This is a genomic window from Ruegeria sp. BG5, from assembly GCF_056538425.1.
In genome coordinates this window covers 1,079,949-1,102,737 of sequence record NZ_JBQFTC010000001.1, presented here as the reverse complement: position 1 = coordinate 1,102,737, position 22,789 = coordinate 1,079,949, and the positions used below count along the sequence as shown (strand labels likewise).

Below are 22,789 nucleotides of genomic sequence, written 5' to 3'. Positions count from 1 at the left end.
TTTTGAGATGGCCCAACATGCTGTAAAAGAACGTAAAAGAGCACCCTCGCAGCGATCCGTCGCGGCGCGAGAGCGCATTCTGGACGCCGCAGAACAGGTCTTTGCCGAAAGGGGATTCGAAGGAGCCTCGATCCGGGACATCGCCGAACGGGCGCAGGTTCAAAAGGCCAGCGTGAACTTTCACGGCGGCCCGAAAGAGGAATTGTTCGAGCGTATCGTGGCGCGCCGTGCCGCCGAGCTGTCCGAAGAACGCCTTACGTCCATCAGGTTGCTTGAGGCTCATGACAACTGGAGCGTCGGCGATCTGATATCAGCCTTCATGCTGCCCCTTGTGACCCGCGCTTTTGGCGGCGACCCTCAGTGGCTGGCCTATGCGCGTATCGTGGCCATCGTTTCGGCCGACACCCGCTGGCGCGCGCTGGCCAATACGCATTTCGATCCGGTGGCCACGCGTGTTGTACAGATGCTGTGCGCGCGTTTCCCCGGCGCGGACCCGGCGCGCGTCGCTGGCGCGCTGGTGTTTGCGGTGTCGTCCATGCTGGCGCTCTGTACCTCTGACTGGCGGATTGCCGCGCTCGGCGGAACGGGTGACGAACCGCAGTCTGACGACATGATCCAAAACCTGCTGTGTTTCTGCGAGGCTGGCATTCTTAGCAGCGTGGATCAGAACCTCCCGCTACAAAGTTAGTTTTCAGCAAAGGCCGCGATCAGTTCCTGCGCCAACGGCAGCGAGGAATACCCCAGTTTCGAAGGCGTCAGACCCAGCCGGACGACGACCATGTCATGGGACGGGAAAATGCCGATGGTCTGTCCGTCGTGGCCCTGTAACCAGACCGAATCTTCGAAGGACGGCACGCCACCCGGGGCCTCGATCCAAAGGTGCCCTTTGGCATAGGCACCATTCGACGCGGCCACCGGCTCAAACATCCAATCCGTAAATCCTTCGGGCAGTATCTGCTGCCCATCCCAGACGCCCTTTTGCAGCAAAAACTGCCCAAACCGCGCCCAGTCCCGCGCCGTAGCGTACATATAGCTGGACCCGACAAACGTATCCGCAGCATCTGTTTCCAGCACGACCGAGGTCATGCCCAACGGCTCGAACAATGCCTCCTTCGGATAGCTTAGCCCCCCGTCGCCAACCGCGTCTTGCCACACGCGGGACAGTGCAGTGGATGTTCCGGACGAATAGTTGAAGTCGGTGCCAATTTCGCTCTCTGCTGGACGACCTGCCGCAAATCCGGCCATGTCATCACGCAGATAGAGCATTCTGGTGACGTCAGAAACATCCCCGTACTCTTCGTTCCACTCCAGCCCGCTTGCCATAGACAACATATCGGCGACAGTGATGTCCCTGCGGCTGTCATCGGCCCATTCGGGGAAGCTGTCGATCAGTTTATCATCCAACGCCATCTGGCCGGACTGTATCAACGTACCAATTAGGCCCGCCGTCACGGTCTTGGTCATGGACCATCCCAACAGTGGGGTGTTTTCGTCGAAACCCGGCGCATAGCTTTCCCCAACGATGCGACCATCTCGCACGACAACGACAGCGCGATACCCTTCGCCAAGCAAGGTCTCGTCGGACAGAATGCGTTCTATTTCAGCATCTTGAGACGGATTGACTCGGTTTCCCTTCGGCCAGATGCCGTCCGGCAATGACGGCGACGCAGCAAGGGTCTTGTCGCTGAGTTCGGATGTGTACAGGTTCGCACATCCCAACCCCTCGCGGTATTGAGAAGTTGCAGGCGCAAAGAACCGGAAAATCCGTGCCTCGACGTTTTGCGCTTCGCGGTCCACTTTGATCGAGATTTGCCGCAGCAATGGATGCCCGGGGGCTTGCACGTCAACCGACAGAACCTCATCCGGGTCGCGCCCCGCGATGAACACGTTGGAACAGACGATCTTGGCCGAGTAGTTCGTGCCGACCTTCAGCAAATCGGGCGGTGCAATCAACAGATACCCTGTCAGACCGAGTGCGCCGGCGACTGCCGCGCCCGCGAAGATCTTTGCCGCTTTTACCAACATCGCCCCTATCAGCCGGTGTGCCCGGCCCTCCTCTCAACCCGATACCTGCCCTGACTAGAGTATAAGCGCACGCAACTGGCCACAGTTCCGTTGCGTTTTTCCCGGGGCGCGACCACGCCCTTCCTGCCGCGTTGCGCCAAAAAGGCCAACGGCCTTCAATCCGTCAACCTATCCAGCGCGGAATAGAGCGCGTCTTTTTCCGCCCCAAGCTTGCGCTCCAGATCTGCCTGAAAGGCCGAGGCGATCGGGATCAGTTTACCAAGGACCAAGGCCCCCTCTTCGGTCAATTCAAGCTTCACCAGACGCCGGTCCTTGGGGTCGACCGTCTTGGAAACAAGCCCGCGCGCCTCTAACCGCGCCGCTGCCCGGCTGACCATCGATTTTTCCAAACTGACCCGTTTTTCGATGTCCCGAACCGATAAGTTCTCTGCGTATCCGATATTTACAAGAACCCGCCACTCGGGAATCGAAATGCCAAACTCACTTTTATACTGCTGCGCCATGTCCATACTCAGACGCGCAGCCAGGACCGTCAGGCGGTACGGCAGGTATTTCTCCAGATCGAACTCGGGCAAAGTGTTTGGCGTCATCCGGCAACGTCCTCTTTTCCGTATGGAGGCCAAATATTCATTGCAAATGCAACAAAAATATTGACACCGTTGCAAATGCAACGATTATCTGAGGCAATTTCCTATACACTCGGACCAGAAGCGCCCCGGGGCCTTCTTCGTCAAACCAGCAAAAGGACCGATCCTCGTGGCCAAGGCATTTGCATCGCAAGGCGATCTGACTGAAAAGAAAATCACTTTTGATGAGATTGGCGAAGGGCTTTACGCGTTTACCGCCGAGGGCGACCCGAATTCTGGTGTCATCATCGGTGATGACAGCGTCATGATTGTCGAGGCGCAGGCCACCCCACGCCTGGCCAACAAAGTGATCGAATGCGTCCGGACCGTGACCGACAAACCGATCACCCACGTTGTACTAACCCACTATCACGCCGTTCGGGTGCTGGGCGCGTCGGCCTTTAATGCACCGCAAATCATCATGTCCGATGTCGCCCGCTCGATGGTTGTCGAACGCGGGCAAGAGGATTGGGATAGCGAATTCCAGCGCTTCCCGCGCCTGTTCGAAGGACACGAAAGCATCCCCGGCCTGACATGGCCCACGACGACATTCAGCGACAGCATGACCGTCTATCTGGGCAATCGCCGGGTGGACATCAAACAGATCGGCCGCGCCCATACGGCGGGTGACGCGGTGATCCATGTGCCCGACCAGAATGTGATGTTCACCGGCGATATCGTCGAGGATCATTCGGCCTGCTATTGCGGCGACGGGCATTTCGCGGATTGGGGCGGAACGCTCGACGCGATCAAGGCCTATGACGTGGACGCCATTGCGCCGGGTCGTGGTGCGGCGCTGGTGGGCAAGGAGGCGGTGGAGCGCGCTATCGAAAGCACGCGGGACTTTGTGAACTCGACCTATACCCCGGCCCAGCGCGTGGCGATGAAGGGCGGAACGCTCAAAGACGCGTGGGACGCCGTTCGCGACGCCTGCGACCCCAAGTTCAAGGACTACGCCATCTACGAACACTGCCTGCCTTTCAACGTCAGCCGTGCCTATGACGAAGCACGCGGAATCACCCACCCCCGCATCTGGACCGACAAACGCGATCTGGAGATGTGGGAGCAGTTGCAAGGCTGATCCGATTACACACCAATTCGGTACGTCAGGTATTCAGATGCTTCAGGACAGATATTCGCTCGCGTTTCGGCTTTATCCCTATCGGAAATCCGCTGATCAGGACGCACCGCAGGCCAGGCGCCATACGGTTGTTATCGTCGGCGGCGGTCCGATCGGGCTGGCCATGGCGCTGGATCTGGGACGGCAAGGCATTCCCGCGCTGGTTCTGGACGATCACGAAGGGATCGGCATGGGCAGCCGCGCGATCTGCTTTGCCAAGCGGACGCTGGAGATCGCAGACCGCTACGGGTGCGGCGCACCGATGCTGGACAAGGGCGTGGTCTGGAATGTCGGCAAAGTGTTTCAGGACGACCGACAGGTTTATGAATTCAACCTTCTGCCCGAAACCGGCCATCGCAACCCGGCGTTCATCAACCTGCAACAGCCCTATTTCGAGAAGTTCATCTTCGAGGCCATCTGTGCCGAACAGGAGCGCGGAGCGCCCATCGAAATCCGCGGCAAGAACCGGGTTGAAGCGATTGATGCCAAAGACGACCACGTGACCCTTTCCATAGAAACTCCGGATGGTCCCTATCAGGTCGAGGCGGACTGGCTGATCGCCTGCGACGGCGCGGGGTCCCCGACGCGGGACATGCTTGATCTGGGGTTCGAGGGGCGCGTGTTTCAGGACAGCTTTCTGATTGCCGATATCAGGATGAAAACCAGCGAATTCCCAACTGAACGCTGGTTCTGGTTCGAGCCTTACTTCAAATCCGGGGCCTCGACCCTGCTGCACAAACAGCCCGATGATGTCTGGCGCGTGGATTTTCAGATCGGCTGGGACGTGGACCGCAAAGAGGAACTGAAAGAGGAAAACATCCGCAAGCGGCTGGATGCGATGTTGGGCGACAACGTCGAATATGAACTTGTCTGGTCGTCAATCTACACCTTCCAGTGCCGCCGCATGCAAAACTTCCGCCATGGCCGGGTGATCTTTGCAGGAGATTCAGCGCATCAGGTTTCCCCGTTCGGGGCGCGCGGGGCCAATTCGGGGATGCAGGATGTGGACAATCTGGGCTGGAAGCTTGGCCTTGTGATTGCGGGAAAGGCACCGGACAGCCTGCTGGACAGCTATGATCAGGAACGGGTGTTTGCGGCGGATGAGAATATCCTCAACTCGACCCGTTCGACCGATTTCATCACCCCAAAATCCAAAACCAGCAAAAGGTTTCGCGATGCAGTCTTGAAGCTGGCCGAAACGCACAGCTTTGCCCGGCCTCTGGTCAATTCGGGGCGGTTGTCCGTGCCCTGCACTTATGATCATTCATCCCTGAACGGCGAGGATGCCCTGCCCGACGGCCCAAGCGGAACGCGCGTCGGTGCGACATGTGCAGATGCGCCCTTGGGCGATGGCTTCCTGCTCGACCGGCTTGGGGATGAGTTTGTTCTTCTGGCGATCAACACGGATGCGCCGGCACAACTGGACGTGAATGGGATCACCCTGCGCACCGTCTCTGTCCAGACGACCGATGCCCTAGCAGCCCGCTACCTAGGGTCCATCAAACAGGCCGTTTATCTGATCCGCCCGGATCAGCATGTAGCGGCCCGCTGGGTGGCGTTTGATGAGGCGGCGACGCGCGCGGCGGTTCGCAAAGCCTGCGGAAAGGAATAGCAGATGCCGTTGATTACCGAGCCAAACCTGCCATCACCGGATGATTTCTACGCCGATCTGATCGCGGCCCATGACGGGCTGTCGGATGAGGATAGCGAAGCGCTGAACGCCCGACTGATCCTTGTGCTGGCCAATCATATTGGGGATCACGAAACGCTCAGGCAGGCCCTGCAAGCCGCTGCTTGAAAAGCGTCAGACCCGGCGACAGATCCGAAAAACAGCCTAGGGCACCAGTCGATTGCGGCCCTGAGCTTCGAGCACCCAACAGTCCGTGCCTTCGAACACCACCGCAGTCAGCGGGTGGCCATAGCCTGCACCGGTGTCGATATTGATCCGATTGCCCCGGTGATCCGGCGCAGACACGTGGGTGTGGCCGTGCACCACCAGCCACGGATGCTGGCCTTCGTGGTCCAGAAACTCATCGCGGATCCAGATCAGGTCGTCGGGGTCCTGCTGCTTTAATGGCACACCGGGTCGAATGCCTGCATGGACAAACAGCACATCCGACGTCAGGTGATAAGGCTGTAGCCGATTCATAAAGTCGATATGCGCCGGTGGCACCGCCTGTTTCGCCTGAGCGTGGACCTGATAGATACGATCTCCGTCCTCTACCCCTAGCCCGTAAGACTTCAACGTCTCGACGCCGCCAATCCGGGGATGCAGCCAGTGGTAGCCGACCAGAAGGCGGGCATCATTGCGCGGATAAGCCTCAAGGAACATCGCGTACATCTGGTCGTGATTGCCGCGCAGGAACGTCCAGTTCCTGCCCTCGGCCTGCCCCTTGATCAGCAAATCCAGAACCTCGCGGCTTTGTGGCCCCCGGTCGGTGTAATCGCCAATGAACACCACTTTGGCATCGGGGCCGCCGTCGCGTTCGATCCGCGCCAGGGCGTCCTCCAGCATCCCAAATTGACCGTGAATGTCGCCTATTGCGTAGATCGGATCGGGCATCTGTTACGCTCCGTTCAGGCGAAAGAAATATCGACCGAGCCAAACGCGCCGAAATCGGCGTGGATGTCGGCGCCTGACGGGCATTCGACAGGTCGGATGAAGCTGCCGGACAAGATGACCTGACCCGGTTCGATGCTTTGGCCGAACTGCGCCATACGGCGGGCTAGCCAGACAACGCTTTCGATAGGATCGTTCAATACACCAGCCCCCAACCCTGTTTCCTCAATCTCGCCATTGCGGAAAGTCATTGCGCCCACCCAACGCAAATCAAACGCACCAATTGCATGGCGTTCATCGCCCAACACGACGCCTGCATTTGCCGCGTTGTCGCTGATCGTGTCAAACACCGTGCGCGCCTTGCCGGTCTCGGGATCCACCCGCTGAATACGGGTGTCGAGGATTTCGATGGACGGTACGACGTAATCCGTGGCGGCGATGATGTCCTCACGAGAAACGTCCTCGCCCCCCACGGCGGAATGCATGACAAAGGCAATCTCGGCCTCGATCCGGGGTTGGATGAAACGTCCTGCCGGGACAGTGCTGCCATTTTCGAACGCCATATCATCGAACAAAATCCCGCTGTCGGGGATGTCGATATTTAACGCATATTGCATCGCTTTCGAGGTCAGCCCGATCTTCCAGCCAATCACCCTGCGCCCTTCGGCCAGTTTCTGACGGTAGATCGCCTTTTGCACCTCATAGGCGTCGTCCATGCCCATCTCGGGGTGGCGCAGGCTCAGCAACCCGATCTGTTCGCGCGTCCGTTCAGCCTGCAACAAGTCGGCAGCGGCGCGGTCGTGATCTTCGGGGGTCATACCTGTTCATCCTCGACCGTGTTGCGCAGGGTGCCGATGCCGTCGACCGACACCTCTATGACGTCGCCGGGCACCAGGTATCTTGGCGGATCGAACCGCGCGCCCGCGCCGGTGGGGGTGCCGGTGACGATGATATCGCCGGGCTGCAAGGTCATGAAGGTCGAAATATATTCGATCTCGCGCCGGATCGGGAACATCATGCGGTTCAGCGTATCATCCTGCCGTAGCTCACCATTCACGCGGGTCTGGATGCGGGCGTCATCCAGTTGCGCCGCATCTGTGAAGGGTACCAGCCACGGGCCGATTGCCCCCGATTTATCCCAGTTCTTGCCTTGCGTGACATTGAACTTGGCATGCCGCACCCAATCCCGGATCGTGCCTTCATTGCACAGGGTCAACGCCGCGATATGGTCATAAGCGTCTTGCTGAACGATCCTGCGCCCTCCCTTGCCGATCACAATTGCAACCTCGCCTTCATAATCCAGCGTGTGGTTTTCGGGCGGTCGGATCAATGGACGGTCATGGCCGGTAAAGCCGCTGGCAAAGCGCGGAAACAACGACATGTATTTGGGCTGCGCGCTGCCGTCCTTGTATTCCGCATTTCGGTCCGGAAAGTTCACCCCAACACATAGGATACGGCGCGCATCCGGCATCACCATCTCATAGGTGAACTCGGTATGGGTGACGGGCTTGCCCTCGGCAGCTTTGGCCAACTGCCCGAATGCACCCGAGGCGATCACCTCATACAGACTGGCACAGTCCGGGAACGCATCGTTCAGAGCGATAGCGCCGTTGTCGGTGATCGCTCCGAAAAACGTTCTGTTATCTGCTGTGTAGGTGGCAAACTTCATGTGATCTTTCCCCAGACGTCCCGGATGACCTCTGCCGCCATCAGCACGTCTTCGCGCGTTGTATCGAATTGGCCGACCTGAAAGCGGATGATCTTGCGACCGTCGAACAGGCCTTGGGTCAGGTAAATCCGGCCATCATCGTTCAGCGCGTCCACCAATCGCTGTTGCATCTCATCATCGCCGGGACAGCGGAAGGAAAACAGGCTGAGGATCGGGCCCGTCGTCACCTCAAACCCCTCCATCGCGCCAATTACCTCGGCAAGTTCAGCAGCCCAGGCGACATGGTTGCGGATGCGGGTGCGCAACCCCTCCAACCCGTATGAGCGCAACAGGAACCAGATCTTCAGCGCCCGGAACCTGCGCCCCAAGGGGATCGTCCATTCCGAGTAATTCGTGACCTCTGCCCCCGTGGTTTTGAGGTATTCGGGCTCAATCTTCAGTGTATTGAGTTGCGGTGTGGCGTCCTTCAGGAACTGGATCGCACAATCGAACTGCGCGCCCAGCCATTTATGGGGGTTGAAAACGATGCTGTCATAGCGGTCGGCCCCGGACCAAAACGCCTGACGAAATTCAGGGCAGATCATGGCCGACCCTGCCCATGCCGCATCCAGATGGGTGTAGAGGTCGTGTTTCTGCGCCACATCGGCAACCGCATTGAGATCATCGCATGCCCCCACCCCGGTGCCCCCGGTGATGGCAATGATCCCGGCGGGCATATGACCGGCGGCGATGTCGCGCTGGATTGCGGCCTCCAGCGCATCTGGATCAATCGCAAAGGTGGGGCCATGCGCGGGCAGTTTGACCAGATTGTCCTGACCGATGCCCGCAACCCAACAGGCCCGGTCAATCGACGAATGCACCTGATCCGAGCAATAAATCCGCAGCGCGCCCTTGGTGTTCAACCCGTCACGATTGCCGGTAAAGCCCGTGGCCCGTTCGCGCATGGTCAGCACCGCCGACAAGGTGGCCGAGGACGCGCTGTCCTGAATGACCCCGGTCATGCCTTCTGGCAAGCCCTGCGCCTGCCGGAGCCAGTCAACCATAACCCCTTCGACCTCGGTCGCGGCCGGAGAGGTCTGCCACAACATGCACTGCGCCGCGATTGTGGTCACCAGCATCTCGGCCAGCATCGACGGCGGCGCGGCATTGGCCGGGAAATAGGCAAAGAAACGCGGGTGCTGCCAATGGGTCATTCCCGGCATCACGATCCGCTCGAAATCGGCCATGATGGTGTCCATGGCCTGCGCATGCTCGGGCGGCTGCTGGGGAAGCTGCGCGGCAATCTCACCCGGGGCGGTTTGCGCGCGCACCGGCAGGTCGGGCAGAGCCTTGTGATAATCCGCGGCCCAGTCGGATATGCGTTTGCCCCAGTGGCCAAACTCGTCCCAGTCCATTCCCGCCTCCTCAGGGTGCGATGATCGGGGTGGCGTTCAGATCCGCCTCGGCCACGTCAACGCCTGTGAACCGTGACCCATGTTCAAACCAGCTGCGCGGTGCGGGCGCACCCCATAGGGTTTGCCGCTGGGGATCTTTCAGATCCCATTTCAGCGGTTCATGATCAGGATCCAGTGTCTGATAATCCGAGCTGTAGATTTCGATCCGGTGACCATCCGGGTCAAGGATATACAGAAAGAACGCGTTGGAAATACCGTGCCGCCCCGGCCCGCGTTCGATGTTTTCGACGTAACCCGTGGTCGACATGACATCCAGAAGATCGATGATGTGCATCGGGTTGGCGACCCAGAACGCCACATGGTGCATACGAGGCCCGGTGCCGTTGGTAAAGGCCATGTCATGCACACCGCCTTTGCGATGCAGCCACGCCGCCCACAACCGCTTGCTGTCTTCGTCTTCGGTATATTCCGTAACCCGAAATCCCATGTCGCTGTAGAAGGCGACGCTGTGATCGACGTTTGGACTGAAACAGTTGAAATGGTCTATCCGCAAGGGACGCACGCCATGGTATCGGGCATAGTCCTGATGGATCGTCGGCAGCCTGTCCATCTTGTTATAGAATTCCAACGGGATACCGAAATTGTCCGAGGTCAGCAACGTGCGCCCCTGAAACGGGCGTTGGATCCACTGGGTCGGGCGGCCTTTGGCCTGAAACCAGGCTTCGGCGCGATCAAGATCAGCCTCATCAAAGACTTTGAACCCCATGACATCGACCGTGCCGGGCGCATCGGATTTCTGCAAAACCACGCTATGATGCCCACGCTCCTCCAACGCGCGCAGGTAGATGTGGGTGTCGGTCTCATGCGTCACCTGCAGGCCGAACATGTCAACGTAAAACGCCCTGGACACCGCCAGATCCCTTACGTTCAGGCAAACATGGCTCAGGCGGATCGTGTTGAAATCCGGGTAGAGGTTCGGAGCGGGTACAGGCATTTCAAACTCCTAAGTACATTGGATTGTCAGGGCGACGCGCGTCAGGTTCCGAGGCGAGTGATCTTGTGCTGACCGGTGGCAAAGCCGATGTGCTTTTGTTCCATGTAGAACTCAAAGCTCCAATCGCCGCCGTCCCGACCGATGCCCGAGGCTTTGACACCACCGAACGGCGTCGGCAGATGGCGGACGTTTTCCGAGTTCACCCAGATCATCCCGGCCTCAAGCTTGTCGGTGAAACGCAAGGCGCGGGTCAGGTCGTTGGTCCAGACGTAGCCGGTCAGACCGTAGGGTGTGTCGTTGGCGATTTGCAGCGCCTCATCCTCGGTCGAGAATGGAATGGCGGTCAGAACGGGGCCAAAGATTTCCTCGCGCGCGATGCGCATCTGGTTGTTTGCGTTGGTGAAAAGGGTCGGTCGTACAAAATAGCCGGTCTCCCCGACCGTCGTCCCGCCCGCGGCGATGGTGGCCCCGTCCTCTTTCGCGACCTCAAAGTAGCTGGTGACCTTGTTGTAATGTTCCTCGCTCACCAGCGGTCCGATCTCGGTCGCCGGGTCCAGCGGATGGCCGACCTTGATCGTGTTCACGCGCTCGACAAGCTTGGCCTCGAACGCGTCCTTAATCGTGTCCTGCACCAGCAAACGCGACGAAGATGTGCAGCGCTCGCCATTGATCGAATAGATCATGAAGATCACCGCATCCAGAGCGCGGTCCAGATCGGCATCGTCGAACACGATAACGGGGTTTTTGCCGCCCAACTCAAGATGGTTGCGTTTGAGCGTATCTGCCCCCTGCTTGGTGATCAGGCTGCCTGTGCGGCTTTCGCCCACAAAGGCAATGGCGCGGATTTTAGGATGTTCGCACAGCGCCTTTCCCGCCTCTTCGCCAAAACCGTTCACCGTGTTCAAAACGCCTTTTGGCAGACCGGCCTCTTCCGCGATTTCGACCAACAGCTTTGCCGTCAGCGGGCTGGCCTCGGCCGGTTTGTGGACCACTGTGCACCCGGCCGCCAGCGCAGGTGCAATTTTCCACGTGGACAGCATGAAGGGCGTGTTCCAGGGCGTGATCACACCGACCGGGCCAATCGGGACGCGCGTGGTGATGTTCATCAGGGTCGGCGATTTCAGATGCTGACCATCCCGCGCCTGCACAACCTGATCGGCGAAATAGCGAAAGTTCTCGGCCCCGCGCAGTGCGGCCTTCGACATGAATTTCAACGCCTGCCCAGTGTCCCAGCATTCGCACAAGGCGATCTCCTCAGCGCGCGCTTCGATGCCTTCAGCCACACGGATCAAGATCTTGCGCCGCTCGGTTGCGGGCATGTCACGCCATTCGGGAAATGCACCTGCCGCAGCATTGGCCGCAGCGTCGATATCGTCCGCATTGCCCTGGGCAACCTCACAAATCACGCTTTTGTCGACCGGAGACGTGGTTTGGAACCTGCCTGCGGACCCGTCCCGGTCCTTACCCGCAATCCGGTTTTTGATCCCATCCTTCCGGAACCGCGCCAGCAACCCGTTCAGCTTTTCCAGGTTCTGCTCCAAACTGCTCATTTCGGGTCCTCCAGATGGTCGCGGATCGTGCCGCATTTTGGGGAAAGACGGGCGTCGATTTCCCGCAATTCAGACGACAAAGCGATCGAATGCGTGTCCATTGCGGGTTTCAGAAAGGCCCGCGCGGTGTCGAAAATCTGCTTGATGACGTCCTGCTTGACGGCATCCGCCCGTCCTTCGCGCAGGCGGACCGATATGTCGACAAACCCGTGTTTGGGATCGCCATCCGCGATGGAATAATGATCGACGCGGATCGCCCGCACACGCAGCCCGGGCATGGGCAAGGCGTCGATCCGGGCCGCAGATTGCCTTAACGCATCACACAGCCCGGCCATATCCACGACCTGTTCCAGGTTTGCGGAATATTCGATGTGGATATGCGGCACGTCTCAATCCATTTTATTTGCTATGTTAAGTAATATTATACCTATCGAACGTTGCGGCCTCGAGTCAAACAATTTATTTAACATGTGATGTAATTTTGGGATCGGACCATTGCCAGAAACATCGCGAACCAAAAAACCCAACGCCCTGCCCCCAACGGCGCAGTCACTTCCTGTGTCGCTGATCCGCGCGCGTGAGGCCGTAATGGCCCCGATCCGCAAGATGTTGGCCAAGGCGGGCATCACCGAACAGCAATGGCGCGTTCTGCGCGTGCTCAGCGAGGGCGGAAAGATGGACGCCGGCATGTTGGCCAATCGCGCGGCGCTGATGTCGCCAAGCCTCAGCCGGATTGTACATTCGATGGAGAAAGCCGGGCTCGTGTCCCGCGAGGCCGACGCGACAGACCGCCGTCGCCAGCACATTGCGATCACGGCTGCAGGGCAAGCGATCATTGATGATCACATGGCCGAGGCCTCGGACATCGCCGCCCATTACCGAAGCATCCTTGGGGATAACGATCACGACACCCTGTTGGCGCTGCTGCGAAAGCTTCGCCCTGGCGATTGAAGATCAGGATTCAACCCCTTGAAAGGTCACGAAATCACACCAACGCTAGCCCTTTGTCCAGCGCCGAAATCAAAGTGTTCACGTCCTCTTCGCCCAGCACCAGCGGCGGGGACAGAATGATGTTGTTTCCCGACACGCGCACCATGGCCCCGGCCTCATAGGCCGTTTTTTGCACCTTGCCGATAGTGGCCTTGTCGATGGGCGTTTTTGTGGTTCTGTCCGCAACCAGCTCTAACGCGCACATCAGGCCATACCCCCCACGCACATCGCCGATCAGGTCGTATGTCTCGCCCAGCGCCTGAAGGCCCGCATGCAATTGCGCCCCACGCTGCGCGGCGTTGTCCTTGACGTTCAGGCGTTCGGTTTCCTTCAGGCACGCAATCGCGGCAGCGGCGCCCACGGGATGGCCGGAATAGGTATACCCCGACCCGATTGCCGCCTTGCCCGAGCGGTCACCTTCGAACACATCAGCCACCGCATCGCTGATCATCACGGCACCGAACGGAAAATACCCGTTTGTGATGGCCTTCGCCGTGACCGCCATGTCAGGCTTGACGCCAAAGCGGCGCGATCCGCTCCACGCCCCCGTCCGGCCATAGGCTGTGATCACTTCATCCGCGATCAGCAGAATGCCATGTTTCGAGCAAATCTCGCGCACGCCGGGCATAAAGGTTTCATGCGGCGGGATCACACCGCCCGCCCCAAGAACCGGCTCAATGATCATTGCGGCTATGGTCGAAGGGTCCTGAAACCTGATCTCATCCTCAAGCGCCGCAAGGCACAGTTGCGCCAGGTTTTCCGGATCGGTTTCGCCAAACGGATTGCGATAGGTATAGGGCGATGGAATGTGATGGCAGCCGGGCATCAGCGGTTCGTACTGCGTTCGGAAATTCGGGTTACCGTTCACGGATGCGCCCAACGTATGGGTGCCATGATAGCCTTTCTTGAGGCTCAGGAATTTGACGCGCCCGGCCTCGCCACGCACCTTATGATATTGCCGTGCAAGGCGCAGCGCGATTTCAACGCCATCCGACCCGCCGGATGTAAAGAAGGCGCGCGACAGCCCGTCCGGGGCAAAGAATTCGCGCAGCATCCAGCTGAGTTCTATGACCAAATCATTGGTAGTGCCCCGGAAAATCGAATAATAGGGCAGCCTGTCCAGCTGTTGGGAAATTGCATCCTTCACCGGCTGGCACGAATACCCAAGGTTTACGTTCCATAGCCCCCCGACCCCATCGACAACCGTATTCCCATCCACATCTGTGATGCGCACACCGTCACCGCCGACGATAATGTCAGGCGGGTTTGCAAGGCTGTCCGCCGGATGCGCCATCGGGTGCCACAGGTGGCGCGCGTTGTTTTCTTTCAGGAAATTGCTGTCCTTCATCACATCACCTGTTGTGTCTTGGTTTCATCGCCCCAGTCCGGCGGCAGGGCTTCGAACCCTTGTGGAAACGCACCGCCCAGCGCAGTCGAGGCGCGGTCGGCCTCATTCAAAAGCATTTGGGCAATGTCGCGCAGTTTCTCCGGCCTGGCCCGCACGCTTGGGACGGCAACGGCCAAAGCGCCCAGAACGCGCCCACCTTCGCCGAAGACGGGGCATCCGACCGACGTGACCCCTTCATCAAACCCACCGGTGACTGACGCCACGCCGAACCGCCGGACGCGGTCGATCATGCCTTTCAGGTCCGCCGGGTCCGAGATCGTTTGGTCGGTATATTTCGACAAGGGCCGTGCCATGACGCGGGCTTGCCAATCCTCGGGGCAAAAAGCCAGGGCAGCGATGCCGGACGATGTCGCGTGCAGGGGCAACATCTCGGCAATGTCAAAGTTCACCTGAATGCCGTGCAGGGCAGGATCCGCGTGGGCGACCGGCGACAGCGCCTCGCCCTGCAGCAGACTGGCATGGGCCAGTTCGCCAACAGCTTCGGACAATTCGGACACGATGGGCTGCAACAGCTTTCGCACGGGGAACGCCGCCTCACGCAAGGCCGACAGGCGCAACAGCGCCGGACCAAGCCGATAGGCGCGCGTGTCAGGGTGTTGCTCCAGATAGCCGTTTTCCGCAAGCTCGGTCAGGTGGCGATGAACCGTCGCCTTGTCGCGCCCGGTAAGGCGCACAAACTCACCCAGCCCGATTTCTGCGCGGTCGCGCGCGTACAGGGACAGCAAGTCCAAAGCTTTTGTGATCGTTCCCATCTGATACCTTTTGATAGGTTTAATATTTGAACCACTGGTATCAGATATTTTGATCTGGTTTCCTCCTCAGTCAATAGAAAATCAATATTGACAAATGTCGGCATTTGATCAGACACTTTTTTGATACCCATGGTTCACTATTTAAACCGATGAGGCGTGATTTGGACAGAGCGATAATTGACCAACTCCGGTCCCAAAGCGTACCGCCCGCCCGCCATGTGATCGACGGCGCGCGGTGTGATGCCTCGGACGGCGGCACGCTTGATGTTGTGTCACCCATCGACGGATCGACCCTGACGACCATGCCAAAAGGCACGCGGGATGATGCCCGATTGGCAATCCGTTCGGCGCGCGCAGCTTTTGACGACGGACGATGGTCTGGCCTCGCGCCTGCTGCACGCAAGAAAATCATGCTGAAATGGGCGGATCTTATCGAAGCGCAGGCGGCAGAACTTGCCGTATTGGGCGTGCAAAACAACGGAACCGAGATCGGAATGGCCTACAAAGCCGAACCACTCAGCGCTGCCGGGACGATCCGGTATTTTGCCGAAGCCATCGACAAGATATATGGCGAGATCGCCCCAACCGCCCCCAGCGCGCTGGGGCTGGTGCATAAACAGCCCGCAGGTGTTGTGGGTGCAATCGTGCCGTGGAACTTCCCCCTGATGATCGGCAGTTGGAAGCTGGGCCCGGCCCTTGCCGCCGGTTGCACCGTGGTTTTGAAACCGGCCGAGACCGCCTCGTTAACCCTGATCCGCCTTGCCGAACTGGCGCTGGACGCTGGTCTTCCCCCCGGCGTTTTCAACGTCGTGACCGGCGAAGGCGCGGTTGTCGGGACTGAGATTGCCGAGTCTCACGACGTGGACGTACTGGTATTCACCGGATCTGGGGCAACGGGGCGTCGGCTGATGGAGGCATCGGCGCGGTCCAACCTCAAACGTGTTTATCTGGAACTTGGTGGCAAATCCCCAAATATCGTGTTTGCAGACGCCCCCGATCTGGCAGAGGCCGCCAAAGTCTCGGCTGCGGGGATTTTCCGAAACTCGGGTCAGGTTTGCGTTGCCGGATCGCGACTGCTGGTGCAACGCGAAATCCATGACGACTTCGTCGCAATGCTGGTGAAAAACGCCGAAGCCATGCGTGTCGGCGACCCGCTGGACCCTGATACCGATGCCGGTGCGGTGAATTCGGAACGACAACTGGCGCAGAACCTTGCCTTTGTGGACGAGGCCCGCGCCGCCGGGCGCACCATTGCCACCGGGGGCACCCGGATACTGCAGGACACAGGCGGCACATACATGGCACCGACCATCATTACCGGCGTGCAACCCAACGACCGTGTTGTCTGTGAAGAGGTGTTTGGCCCGGTTCTGACCGTTCAGGCCTTTGACACCGAAGAGGAAGCCATCGCCCTTGCCAACGCCACCGAATTCGGACTGGCTGCCGGTGTGTGGACAGCGGACCTGTCGCGCGCGCACCGGATGATCGCGAAAATTCAGGCCGGAGTCGTGCATGTCAACACATATGGCGGAGCCGACATCACTGTGCCCTTGGGTGGCGTGAAACAATCCGGAAACGGGCATGACAAGTCACTGCATGCGTTCGACAAATACCTTGACCTGAAAACCGCGTGGATCAAGCTCTGAACCGACAGGAGGATGCCAATGACCCGAAAGACAATCCTGCTGATTGGCACATACGACACAAAAGAACCCGAGATGCGCTTTATCGAGGATGTGGTTCGGGCGCAGGGGGCCGACGTGCTGACCATGGATGTCTCGGTACTGGGTGATCCGGAAAACGCGACCGATATCAGCAAGCACGAGGTTGCAGCCGCCGGGGGCATGACCATTGATGAGGTCATCGCGCAAGGCGACGAAAACAAGGCCTTCCGCGTGATGTCTGCGGGGGCCGCAAACGTCGTCGCCGAAGCACATGCCAGGGGGCGCTTTCACGGGATGCTCGCAATTGGCGGCACGATGGGCACTGATCTTGCGCTGGACTGCGCACAGGCGTTGCCGATGGGCGTTCCGAAATACATTGTTTCAACCGTCAGCTTCTCACCCCTGATCCCGCCGCACCGGCTGGCCCCGGATATTCAGATGATCCTGTGGGCGGGCGGTCTGTATGGCATGAACTCGATCTGTCGGTCCTCGCTTAGCCAGGCTGCGGGGGCGGTGGTTGGGGCAACCAACGCGGTCATCGAGGTTGATCGCAGCAAGCCCTTGATCGGGATGACCAGCCTCGGCTCATCCTGTCTGCGCTATATGAAAACGCTGAAACCTGCGCTGGAAAGCCGTGGCTTCGAAGTGGCCGTGTTCCATTCGACCGGTATGGGCGGCATGGCGTTCGAGAAGCTGGCAGGCGAAGGCGCATTTGTATGCGTGATGGATTTCTGCATGCAGGAATTCGGGAACCTGATGGCGGGCTCAGTGGTCTCCAGCGGGGAGGATCGTGTGACCAATGCCGGCCGAGCAGGCACCCCGCAGATGGTGGCCCCCGGCGCGTTGGACCTGCTGGATTTTGCAGGCTGGCAGGACATTCCGGACCAATACGCGGACCGCCCTTTTCATGAACACAACCGTCTCATCAAAAGTTCGGTCTTCACGGGTGAAGAACGCCGCGTCTGGGTGCGAGAGCTTGCCAACCGGCTGGAGGCTGCAACCGGACCGGTTCACTTTTTTCTTCCTGTTCAGGGGGTCGAGGCCTGGGACAAGGAAGGCGAAGAAGCATACGACCCCGAAGCGTTAGCCGAAATGGTGGACGAAGCGCGCACCACCATGTCCGGTCGCATCCCGATGACCGAGTTGGACGCCCATATCAACGACCCCGCTTTTTGCGACGCGGTTTTGGCACAGTTTGATGCCTGGGTTCAGGATGGAACGGTATCTGCCTGACACACCGTAGGTGAGGACATCCGCCACACTGACCGGAACTAAGGCACAACTGGCCCAGCCACTAGGCCAGTCTTAAGATTCCGTCCACTTGCTGCTGTACCAGCGTGCAAAGGCGGCCACGTTGGGTTCCAGATCCGGTTGAAACCGGCCGGGCCGCGCGTCCGGACAAGCCAACCCGCGTTGTTGATTTTCTAGCGCCTCGATATCCTCATCCAGTGCCGCATCCATGCGCCGGAGATACGCCTGAGATTTTTCGGCGAAATCCGGCAATGCGATGGTCTCTGACGGAAAGCACGAGGTTTGAACCACCCGACATCTGGATGCGCCAAGCGGATAAGCCTCGTAACACCAAAGCGCGTCGCGGTTCGCGGCGAAGGTCATATTCGGGAAGATCCAGGTATAACGCGCACCCTCGCGGGCCTTGCCGGTCAGGCCGGGAATTTCGGGAAGAGATTTGTCCTGATCGCTTTCCAGCAGTCCTCCGGTCCCTTCGGTCGCGCCGAATTGGCTGGCAAAGGCACCGTTAACGGCATCGGCTGCATCCGGTCTGTCATAGACACTGTCGATCGAATCCGCATGCACAAACGGCAGATGGTAGTATTCGTTGAACACTTCGAGGAAGATCTTCCAGTTGCAATTCACTTCGACCTCTTGCCTGCGGACCGAAACAAGGCGGTCCATGGGCCAAGGGCTATGGAGTTCGGCAAGATCCCCCAGATAGGCATCAATATCAGGCGCGTCAGGAGACAGACAGACAAAGGCAAAGCCCAACCTCTCGGCCACCTGATAGGACACAAGGCCATAGTCCGCCTTGTCGAAGCCCTGCGCCCGCTCCATATACGGTGCGGCGACAAGCTTGCCGTCCAGTCCGTAGAACCACGAATGAAACGGACAGCGCAGCCCCTTGCACCTGCCCTGCCCGTCTGCCAAGCGGGCGCCGCGATGACGGCAGGTGTTTGCGTATGCGCGCAACTGACCCGCCTTATCGCGCAGAAGGATGATGTTCTGCCCGGCCACATCCATCGTGATGAAATCACCCGGATTGGCAACGACATCGGCCCGACCAACGCCAATCCAGCCGTGGCGGAACACCAGGTCCATTTCGGCCAGGGCGTGACTGTCCGAGGTGTAACAGACCGGCGGAATGGAAAAGGCCGCCTCGACTGGGCGGGCGCAATCGGCCAGAGCGGGGTCATAGGCTGAGTTCATCGCTGTACTCCTTACGGGGCGGTAATCGGCGGTGGCTTACGACGCTGCCCGGTCAGGGCATTTCCGGCAATTGCGGCAAGCAGGATCGCCCCGCCGATCAGAGTATTAACGGTCGCTGTTTCGCCCAGAAACAGCCATACCCAGACCGGGCCAAGCAGAACCTCGGCCAGTGAAAGCAACGTCAATTCAGCGGCGGGCAGGCTTCTTGATCCAATTGTGTAAAGGATCAACCCGGCCCCCACCTGAAAGACACCCATGCCCATCGCCACACCAGTGTCATTCAGGCTTAGGACGAGGGATAGGCCCTGTAGCTGGCAGATCGTGAAAGTGATCGCGACGCCAAACAGCCCGGACAGAAAGACCGAGGGCAACATCTCGGACGTGCGCCCCCAGCGCAGCGCAACGGTAAAGACCGCAAAGCCCAATGCCGATCCAAGCGCGGCCAGACTGCCCTTCAGCGCCACGCCCCCGGACTTGTCCGCAACCATGACGGCAATGCCGATCAGGGCGATCCCGATGGCAACCCAGGTGGCCCGGCGCACAGGCTCGCGCAGGACGACCCAACCCAGAACAGCGGTCAAAAACGGAGCCGTCGCAAACAGCAGCATGGCATTCGCGACCGACGTGTTCTGGATCGCGTAGATCGCACCGGAATACGCCGCCAACAGCGACAGCGCGGCGACAACGGCAGGAAAGCCAGAGCGGCGCAGCTGTACAAACGGGTTTTCCCGCGACCGAATTCGTATGACCGCGTACAGAAAAAGCGACATCGCAACCGACCGGTACAGCAGTATTTGCCAAACGCCCGCCTCTTCTATCAGCCGGATGCCAAGCCCGACCGTTGACCACAGAACGCCAGCCGCAAATACAAAGAAAACGCCGTATCTGTGGGCGTCTTGTGAACTGGGTATGTTGGCTGTCGTCGTGATGGCGCTGTCCTTCAAATCTCGGGACAGTGTAGGTGCGCGACAACAGGCCCGCAGGCCCGTTTGCGACAAGGCTAACGTTTCACGGCACAACGCGCGGATTTGGTCCGCGCACAGGTCCGGCTTTTCCCATCAACAAGTGCGCCCCTCGCCAAGTCACTGGCGAAGGGCAAAGGTTGATTACAATGCCTTCCGGAAGATCACCTTGTCATCCCCGGCTGCCCAGAAATCGCGAATTCGCGCTTCTTCCTCATAGCCGTTGCGCGCATAAAACCTGCGCGTCAGTGCAAAGTCTTCGGTCCCGGATGTATCAACGATCAGCAACCGCTGACCCTTGGCTTTCAGACGTTGCTCCGCAGCTTCGACCAGAGCGGTTCCCAGTTTCTGCCCCTGAAGATCAGGTCGCACGGCAAGCGCAAGCATATTCCACGTGCCCTGCGCCAGTTCCTCGGGGACAGAATAACACAGTCCGACGGCTGCGCCGTCCAGATGGCAGGTCAGCCAGATCGCCTCGGCCTTATGATCCAGCGCGGGTTGCAGCATCTCGGGCAGCATTTCACTGGGAAACAACTGCGTTTGATCCAGCACGGTTTGCAACGCTGGAATATCACCCTTGGTGGTTTGTTTAACTATTGGTGTTTTCATCGGGTATTCTCATTCAGTGTCGGGTTTCAGGACAGGTTCTTGCGTGGCGCGTGTGATTTCAGCCATATGCAGACGTGTCCCAATACTCGGGCCGCATGATCGGCGCGACGGCAGTGGTTTTGCCGCCCAGCGCCTTGGCGGACCCGGGTTTCAGCTCAAGCTCCATCCAGGATTCCGGCATGGTCAAAAGGTCCGGATAGGGCGTTTGCTTATCCGTCGGAACAAATCCGTATTTCGGATAGAAGCTGGGCACGCCCAAGACATACACAGCATCAGCATTGACCGAGGTAAGATGCGCGATGCTCGTCTCCATCAATTCCTTGCCGACACCTTGCCCCTGATAGTCGGGCACCACCCCGCAAGGGGCCAAGAGGAAACACTTGGCCTGCGGGTGATCCTGGAACAGGAACGGAGTGAACAGCACATTCCCCGCGATCTTTCCATCGCGTGTCACGCTGATCGAAATTGTGTCTGCAAGCGCCAGAAAGCCCCTGGCAAGCTGTGCAACCTCAGGGCCTTCGTCTTTGCCGAACGCGTCAAGGTGAACGCGTGTTATGGCTTCGATATCTGTATGGTTCATTGTTCTTTCCTATCTTTGGTTCATTTGCGCGCGCACGGATTTGATGCCCAACGCAGAGGCGCGGTAGGGACTGCCATTCTTTGACCGTATGAAACGACGTTTCAGCAGGCGTTTGAAGACGCCCATGGTGCAGTCAGTCAGAATGAACCCGTCGCGCGTGTAACAGGTGACGTCATGGATTTTACCGTTCTCCAGACGTTGATGATGGATCGACCCGCCAAGGGCGAGTTCGTGCAAAACACGTTGTTCGTGCTTTGAGATATTCATTGGGATGTCTCGATTTTACGAAAGCACAGAAACAGGTTCACTCAGCATCGCGCGTGAGTGTGCCTATCAGTGTTGGTGTTCCTGTATCTGGGTCGCCAGGAACGGGCGTTAGGCCCGGGTCTCTTTCATAAAATCTCCGTTGCACGAGGCTGACTGCCTCAGGCGTGATCGGAAGTATTCATCAATCCTTGATGTGTCAAGACGCATCGGCATTATGTACTAGCCCTGCCCTGTCTTCGGATGCGGTCACACCGAATTGTCGCCTGTAGGCTCGGGCAAAGCTTTCTGGGTTTTCAAAGCCGCATAAGGCCGAGATGTCACTGACACGCAAACTGGAATTGCGAATAAGATTGCGGGCCTCAACAAGGCGCAAACCACGATAATAGGCGGCGGGCGAGCTTTTCAGATACTGCTTGAACAACCGTCCAAGGGTCCAGATCGGCACCCCAACCCGGTCGGCAATTTCCGAGATCGGCAAGGGTTGATCCAAAGTCGCCAGCATCAGATCCACCGCCCGCGCAAGGGTTCGGTCAAGTCGGGCAAGCGAAGTATCCGTCAGCAGTTTCTGCTGCGGCCCCTCATGCACTGTCGGGCGATAGGTCAGAATCTCCGCCACTCGTTTTGCCAGACCCTGTCCGTTGAACCGCTCGATCAGTCCCAGCGTCATATCGAACGTCGCCACCCCGCCCGCGCTGGAACAGCGAATGCCGGTGATGGTGAACAGCCGGTCCACGAACATCTCATCGGCAAACTGTTCGCGATACCCGCGCAGGGCTTCGAAATGCACCGCTGCAGGCGCGCGCGACAACAGTCCGGCTTCGGCAAAGATCAGGGCGCCCGTATCGACGCAGCCCATCACCGCCCCGACCCGGGCGCGGCGTTTCAACCAAGTCAGCAGCCTCGGCACCAGCGACGCCTCGGGGTGATATGAGGACAGCAGCAGAACAACATCGGCGGCCTTGTCGTCCAACGGCTCGGTGTTCACCTGCATCCCGCTGGAGCTGAGCATCACGCCCCCTTCGATGGACAAGAAGCGCCAACGCCACAAAGGCTCGGTGCTTTCCCGGTTTGCCACGCGCAGGGGTTCCGTCACCAGTGTCAGCGACAGGATCGGAAAATTCTCGGTCAGTACGATGTCGACACTAGGCAAGGTTGGACCTACTCAATTTGCAAGAAA

General features: G+C 59.1%; 24 protein-coding genes. 7 read left to right on the top strand and 17 right to left on the bottom strand.

Annotation, left to right across the window (positions count from 1 at the left end; translation table 11 throughout):
• The first annotated feature begins 7 nt into the window (after positions 1 to 7).
• Positions 8 to 688, top strand: a complete 681-nt coding sequence (locus ACR0KX_RS05010) for a TetR/AcrR family transcriptional regulator (RefSeq protein ID WP_170451701.1) — start codon at positions 8 to 10, stop codon at positions 686 to 688.
• On the opposite strand, the gene ACR0KX_RS05005 is transcribed toward ACR0KX_RS05010, so the two are convergent.
• Together ACR0KX_RS05005 and ACR0KX_RS05000 are read right to left on the bottom strand one after the other, a co-directional pair.
• Positions 685 to 2,025 carry a serine hydrolase domain-containing protein gene (locus ACR0KX_RS05005; RefSeq protein ID WP_170621527.1) on the bottom strand — a complete coding sequence of 447 codons (1,341 nt, stop codon included), beginning with the start codon at positions 2,023 to 2,025 and terminating at the stop codon, positions 685 to 687. The genes ACR0KX_RS05010 and ACR0KX_RS05005 overlap by 4 nt on opposite strands.
• Positions 2,026 to 2,180: 155 nt before the next feature.
• The gene (locus ACR0KX_RS05000; RefSeq protein ID WP_170621525.1) at positions 2,181 to 2,615 is read right to left on the bottom strand and encodes a MarR family transcriptional regulator; all 435 of its coding nucleotides are present in this window, start codon (positions 2,613 to 2,615) and stop codon (positions 2,181 to 2,183) included.
• Positions 2,616 to 2,781: 166 nt separating this feature from the next.
• On the opposite strand from ACR0KX_RS05000, the gene ACR0KX_RS04995 reads away from it, so the two are divergent.
• Genes ACR0KX_RS04995 through ACR0KX_RS04985 form a run of 3 tightly spaced genes read left to right on the top strand, consistent with a single transcriptional unit; the run spans position 2,782 to position 5,569 of the window.
• Entirely contained in the window at positions 2,782 to 3,732 is a 951-nt protein-coding gene (locus ACR0KX_RS04995) for an MBL fold metallo-hydrolase (protein WP_170621523.1), read from the top strand.
• A 37-nt stretch (positions 3,733 to 3,769) separates the two neighbouring features.
• Positions 3,770 to 5,383 (top strand): FAD-dependent oxidoreductase, encoded by a 1,614-nt coding sequence (locus ACR0KX_RS04990; RefSeq protein ID WP_170621520.1) that lies wholly within the window; start codon positions 3,770 to 3,772, stop codon positions 5,381 to 5,383.
• A 3-nt stretch (positions 5,384 to 5,386) separates the two neighbouring features.
• Positions 5,387 to 5,569: a DUF2783 domain-containing protein gene (locus ACR0KX_RS04985; RefSeq protein ID WP_170451711.1), complete on the top strand. Its 183-nt coding sequence runs from the start codon at positions 5,387 to 5,389 to the stop codon at positions 5,567 to 5,569.
• A gap of 36 nt (positions 5,570 to 5,605) precedes the next feature.
• Here ACR0KX_RS04985 and ACR0KX_RS04980 read toward each other — a convergent pair whose 3' ends face one another.
• The 7 genes from ACR0KX_RS04980 to ACR0KX_RS04950 are packed head-to-tail and all read right to left on the bottom strand — an operon-like array spanning position 5,606 to position 12,324.
• Positions 5,606 to 6,334, bottom strand: coding sequence for a metallophosphoesterase family protein (locus tag ACR0KX_RS04980; RefSeq protein ID WP_170621518.1), 729 nt, complete (start codon positions 6,332 to 6,334; stop codon positions 5,606 to 5,608).
• 14 nt (positions 6,335 to 6,348) lie between these two features.
• Positions 6,349 to 7,149, bottom strand: coding sequence for a 2-oxo-hept-4-ene-1,7-dioate hydratase (gene hpaH / locus ACR0KX_RS04975; RefSeq protein ID WP_170621516.1), 801 nt, complete (start codon positions 7,147 to 7,149; stop codon positions 6,349 to 6,351).
• Positions 7,146 to 8,000: a fumarylacetoacetate hydrolase family protein gene (locus ACR0KX_RS04970; protein ID WP_170621514.1), complete on the bottom strand. Its 855-nt coding sequence runs from the start codon at positions 7,998 to 8,000 to the stop codon at positions 7,146 to 7,148. Before ACR0KX_RS04970 ends, hpaH begins: the two co-directional genes overlap by 4 nt.
• The gene (locus ACR0KX_RS04965) at positions 7,997 to 9,394 is read right to left on the bottom strand and encodes a pyridoxal-dependent decarboxylase (RefSeq protein WP_170621512.1); all 1,398 of its coding nucleotides are present in this window, start codon (positions 9,392 to 9,394) and stop codon (positions 7,997 to 7,999) included. The genes ACR0KX_RS04970 and ACR0KX_RS04965 overlap by 4 nt, the downstream gene beginning before the upstream one ends.
• A 10-nt stretch (positions 9,395 to 9,404) precedes the next feature.
• Positions 9,405 to 10,388 carry a 3,4-dihydroxyphenylacetate 2,3-dioxygenase gene (hpaD, locus tag ACR0KX_RS04960; RefSeq protein WP_170621510.1) on the bottom strand — a complete coding sequence of 328 codons (984 nt, stop codon included), beginning with the start codon at positions 10,386 to 10,388 and terminating at the stop codon, positions 9,405 to 9,407.
• Between the two features lie 41 nt (positions 10,389 to 10,429).
• Entirely contained in the window at positions 10,430 to 11,938 is a 1,509-nt protein-coding gene (hpaE, locus tag ACR0KX_RS04955) for a 5-carboxymethyl-2-hydroxymuconate semialdehyde dehydrogenase (protein ID WP_480625797.1), read from the bottom strand.
• Positions 11,935 to 12,324 (bottom strand): 5-carboxymethyl-2-hydroxymuconate isomerase, encoded by a 390-nt coding sequence (locus ACR0KX_RS04950; protein WP_170621506.1) that lies wholly within the window; start codon positions 12,322 to 12,324, stop codon positions 11,935 to 11,937. The genes hpaE and ACR0KX_RS04950 overlap by 4 nt, the downstream gene beginning before the upstream one ends.
• Before the next feature lie 172 nt (positions 12,325 to 12,496).
• On the opposite strand from ACR0KX_RS04950, the gene ACR0KX_RS04945 reads away from it, so the two are divergent.
• Complete coding sequence (locus ACR0KX_RS04945) at positions 12,497 to 12,889, top strand: MarR family transcriptional regulator (protein WP_480707980.1); 393 nt, start codon at positions 12,497 to 12,499, stop codon at positions 12,887 to 12,889.
• Between the two features lie 34 nt (positions 12,890 to 12,923).
• Here the strand turns inward: ACR0KX_RS04945 and ACR0KX_RS04940 are convergent, their stop codons facing one another.
• Both ACR0KX_RS04940 and ACR0KX_RS04935 read right to left on the bottom strand, forming a co-directional pair.
• Entirely contained in the window at positions 12,924 to 14,276 is a 1,353-nt protein-coding gene (locus ACR0KX_RS04940) for an aminotransferase class III-fold pyridoxal phosphate-dependent enzyme (RefSeq protein ID WP_170621504.1), read from the bottom strand.
• On the bottom strand, positions 14,276 to 15,088 hold the full coding sequence (locus ACR0KX_RS04935; RefSeq protein WP_170621502.1) for an IclR family transcriptional regulator: 813 nt from the start codon (positions 15,086 to 15,088) through the stop codon (positions 14,276 to 14,278). The genes ACR0KX_RS04940 and ACR0KX_RS04935 overlap by 1 nt, the downstream gene beginning before the upstream one ends.
• A 161-nt stretch (positions 15,089 to 15,249) precedes the next feature.
• Between ACR0KX_RS04935 and ACR0KX_RS04930 the strand changes: the two genes are divergently transcribed.
• The gene (locus tag ACR0KX_RS04930) at positions 15,250 to 16,734 is read left to right on the top strand and encodes an aldehyde dehydrogenase (protein WP_170621500.1); all 1,485 of its coding nucleotides are present in this window, start codon (positions 15,250 to 15,252) and stop codon (positions 16,732 to 16,734) included.
• 18 nt (positions 16,735 to 16,752) lie between these two features.
• Positions 16,753 to 17,985 (top strand): Tm-1-like ATP-binding domain-containing protein, encoded by a 1,233-nt coding sequence (locus ACR0KX_RS04925; protein ID WP_170621498.1) that lies wholly within the window; start codon positions 16,753 to 16,755, stop codon positions 17,983 to 17,985.
• Positions 17,986 to 18,057: 72 nt separating this feature from the next.
• Here ACR0KX_RS04925 and ACR0KX_RS04920 read toward each other — a convergent pair whose 3' ends face one another.
• The 6 genes from ACR0KX_RS04920 to ACR0KX_RS04895 form a co-directional block, all read right to left on the bottom strand.
• Positions 18,058 to 19,194, bottom strand: a complete 1,137-nt coding sequence (locus tag ACR0KX_RS04920) for an aromatic ring-hydroxylating oxygenase subunit alpha (protein ID WP_170621496.1) — start codon at positions 19,192 to 19,194, stop codon at positions 18,058 to 18,060.
• Between the two features lie 11 nt (positions 19,195 to 19,205).
• Positions 19,206 to 20,123: a DMT family transporter gene (locus tag ACR0KX_RS04915; protein ID WP_170622277.1), complete on the bottom strand. Its 918-nt coding sequence runs from the start codon at positions 20,121 to 20,123 to the stop codon at positions 19,206 to 19,208.
• A 177-nt stretch (positions 20,124 to 20,300) separates the two neighbouring features.
• Entirely contained in the window at positions 20,301 to 20,765 is a 465-nt protein-coding gene (locus ACR0KX_RS04910; protein ID WP_170451743.1) for a GNAT family N-acetyltransferase, read from the bottom strand.
• 58 nt (positions 20,766 to 20,823) lie between these two features.
• Complete coding sequence (locus ACR0KX_RS04905) at positions 20,824 to 21,345, bottom strand: GNAT family N-acetyltransferase (protein WP_170621494.1); 522 nt, start codon at positions 21,343 to 21,345, stop codon at positions 20,824 to 20,826.
• Positions 21,346 to 21,354: 9 nt separating this feature from the next.
• Positions 21,355 to 21,612, bottom strand: coding sequence for a YjhX family toxin (locus ACR0KX_RS04900; RefSeq protein WP_170517540.1), 258 nt, complete (start codon positions 21,610 to 21,612; stop codon positions 21,355 to 21,357).
• Between the two features lie 196 nt (positions 21,613 to 21,808).
• On the bottom strand, positions 21,809 to 22,762 hold the full coding sequence (locus ACR0KX_RS04895; protein WP_170621492.1) for a helix-turn-helix domain-containing protein: 954 nt from the start codon (positions 22,760 to 22,762) through the stop codon (positions 21,809 to 21,811).
• Positions 22,763 to 22,789: the final 27 nt, after the last annotated feature.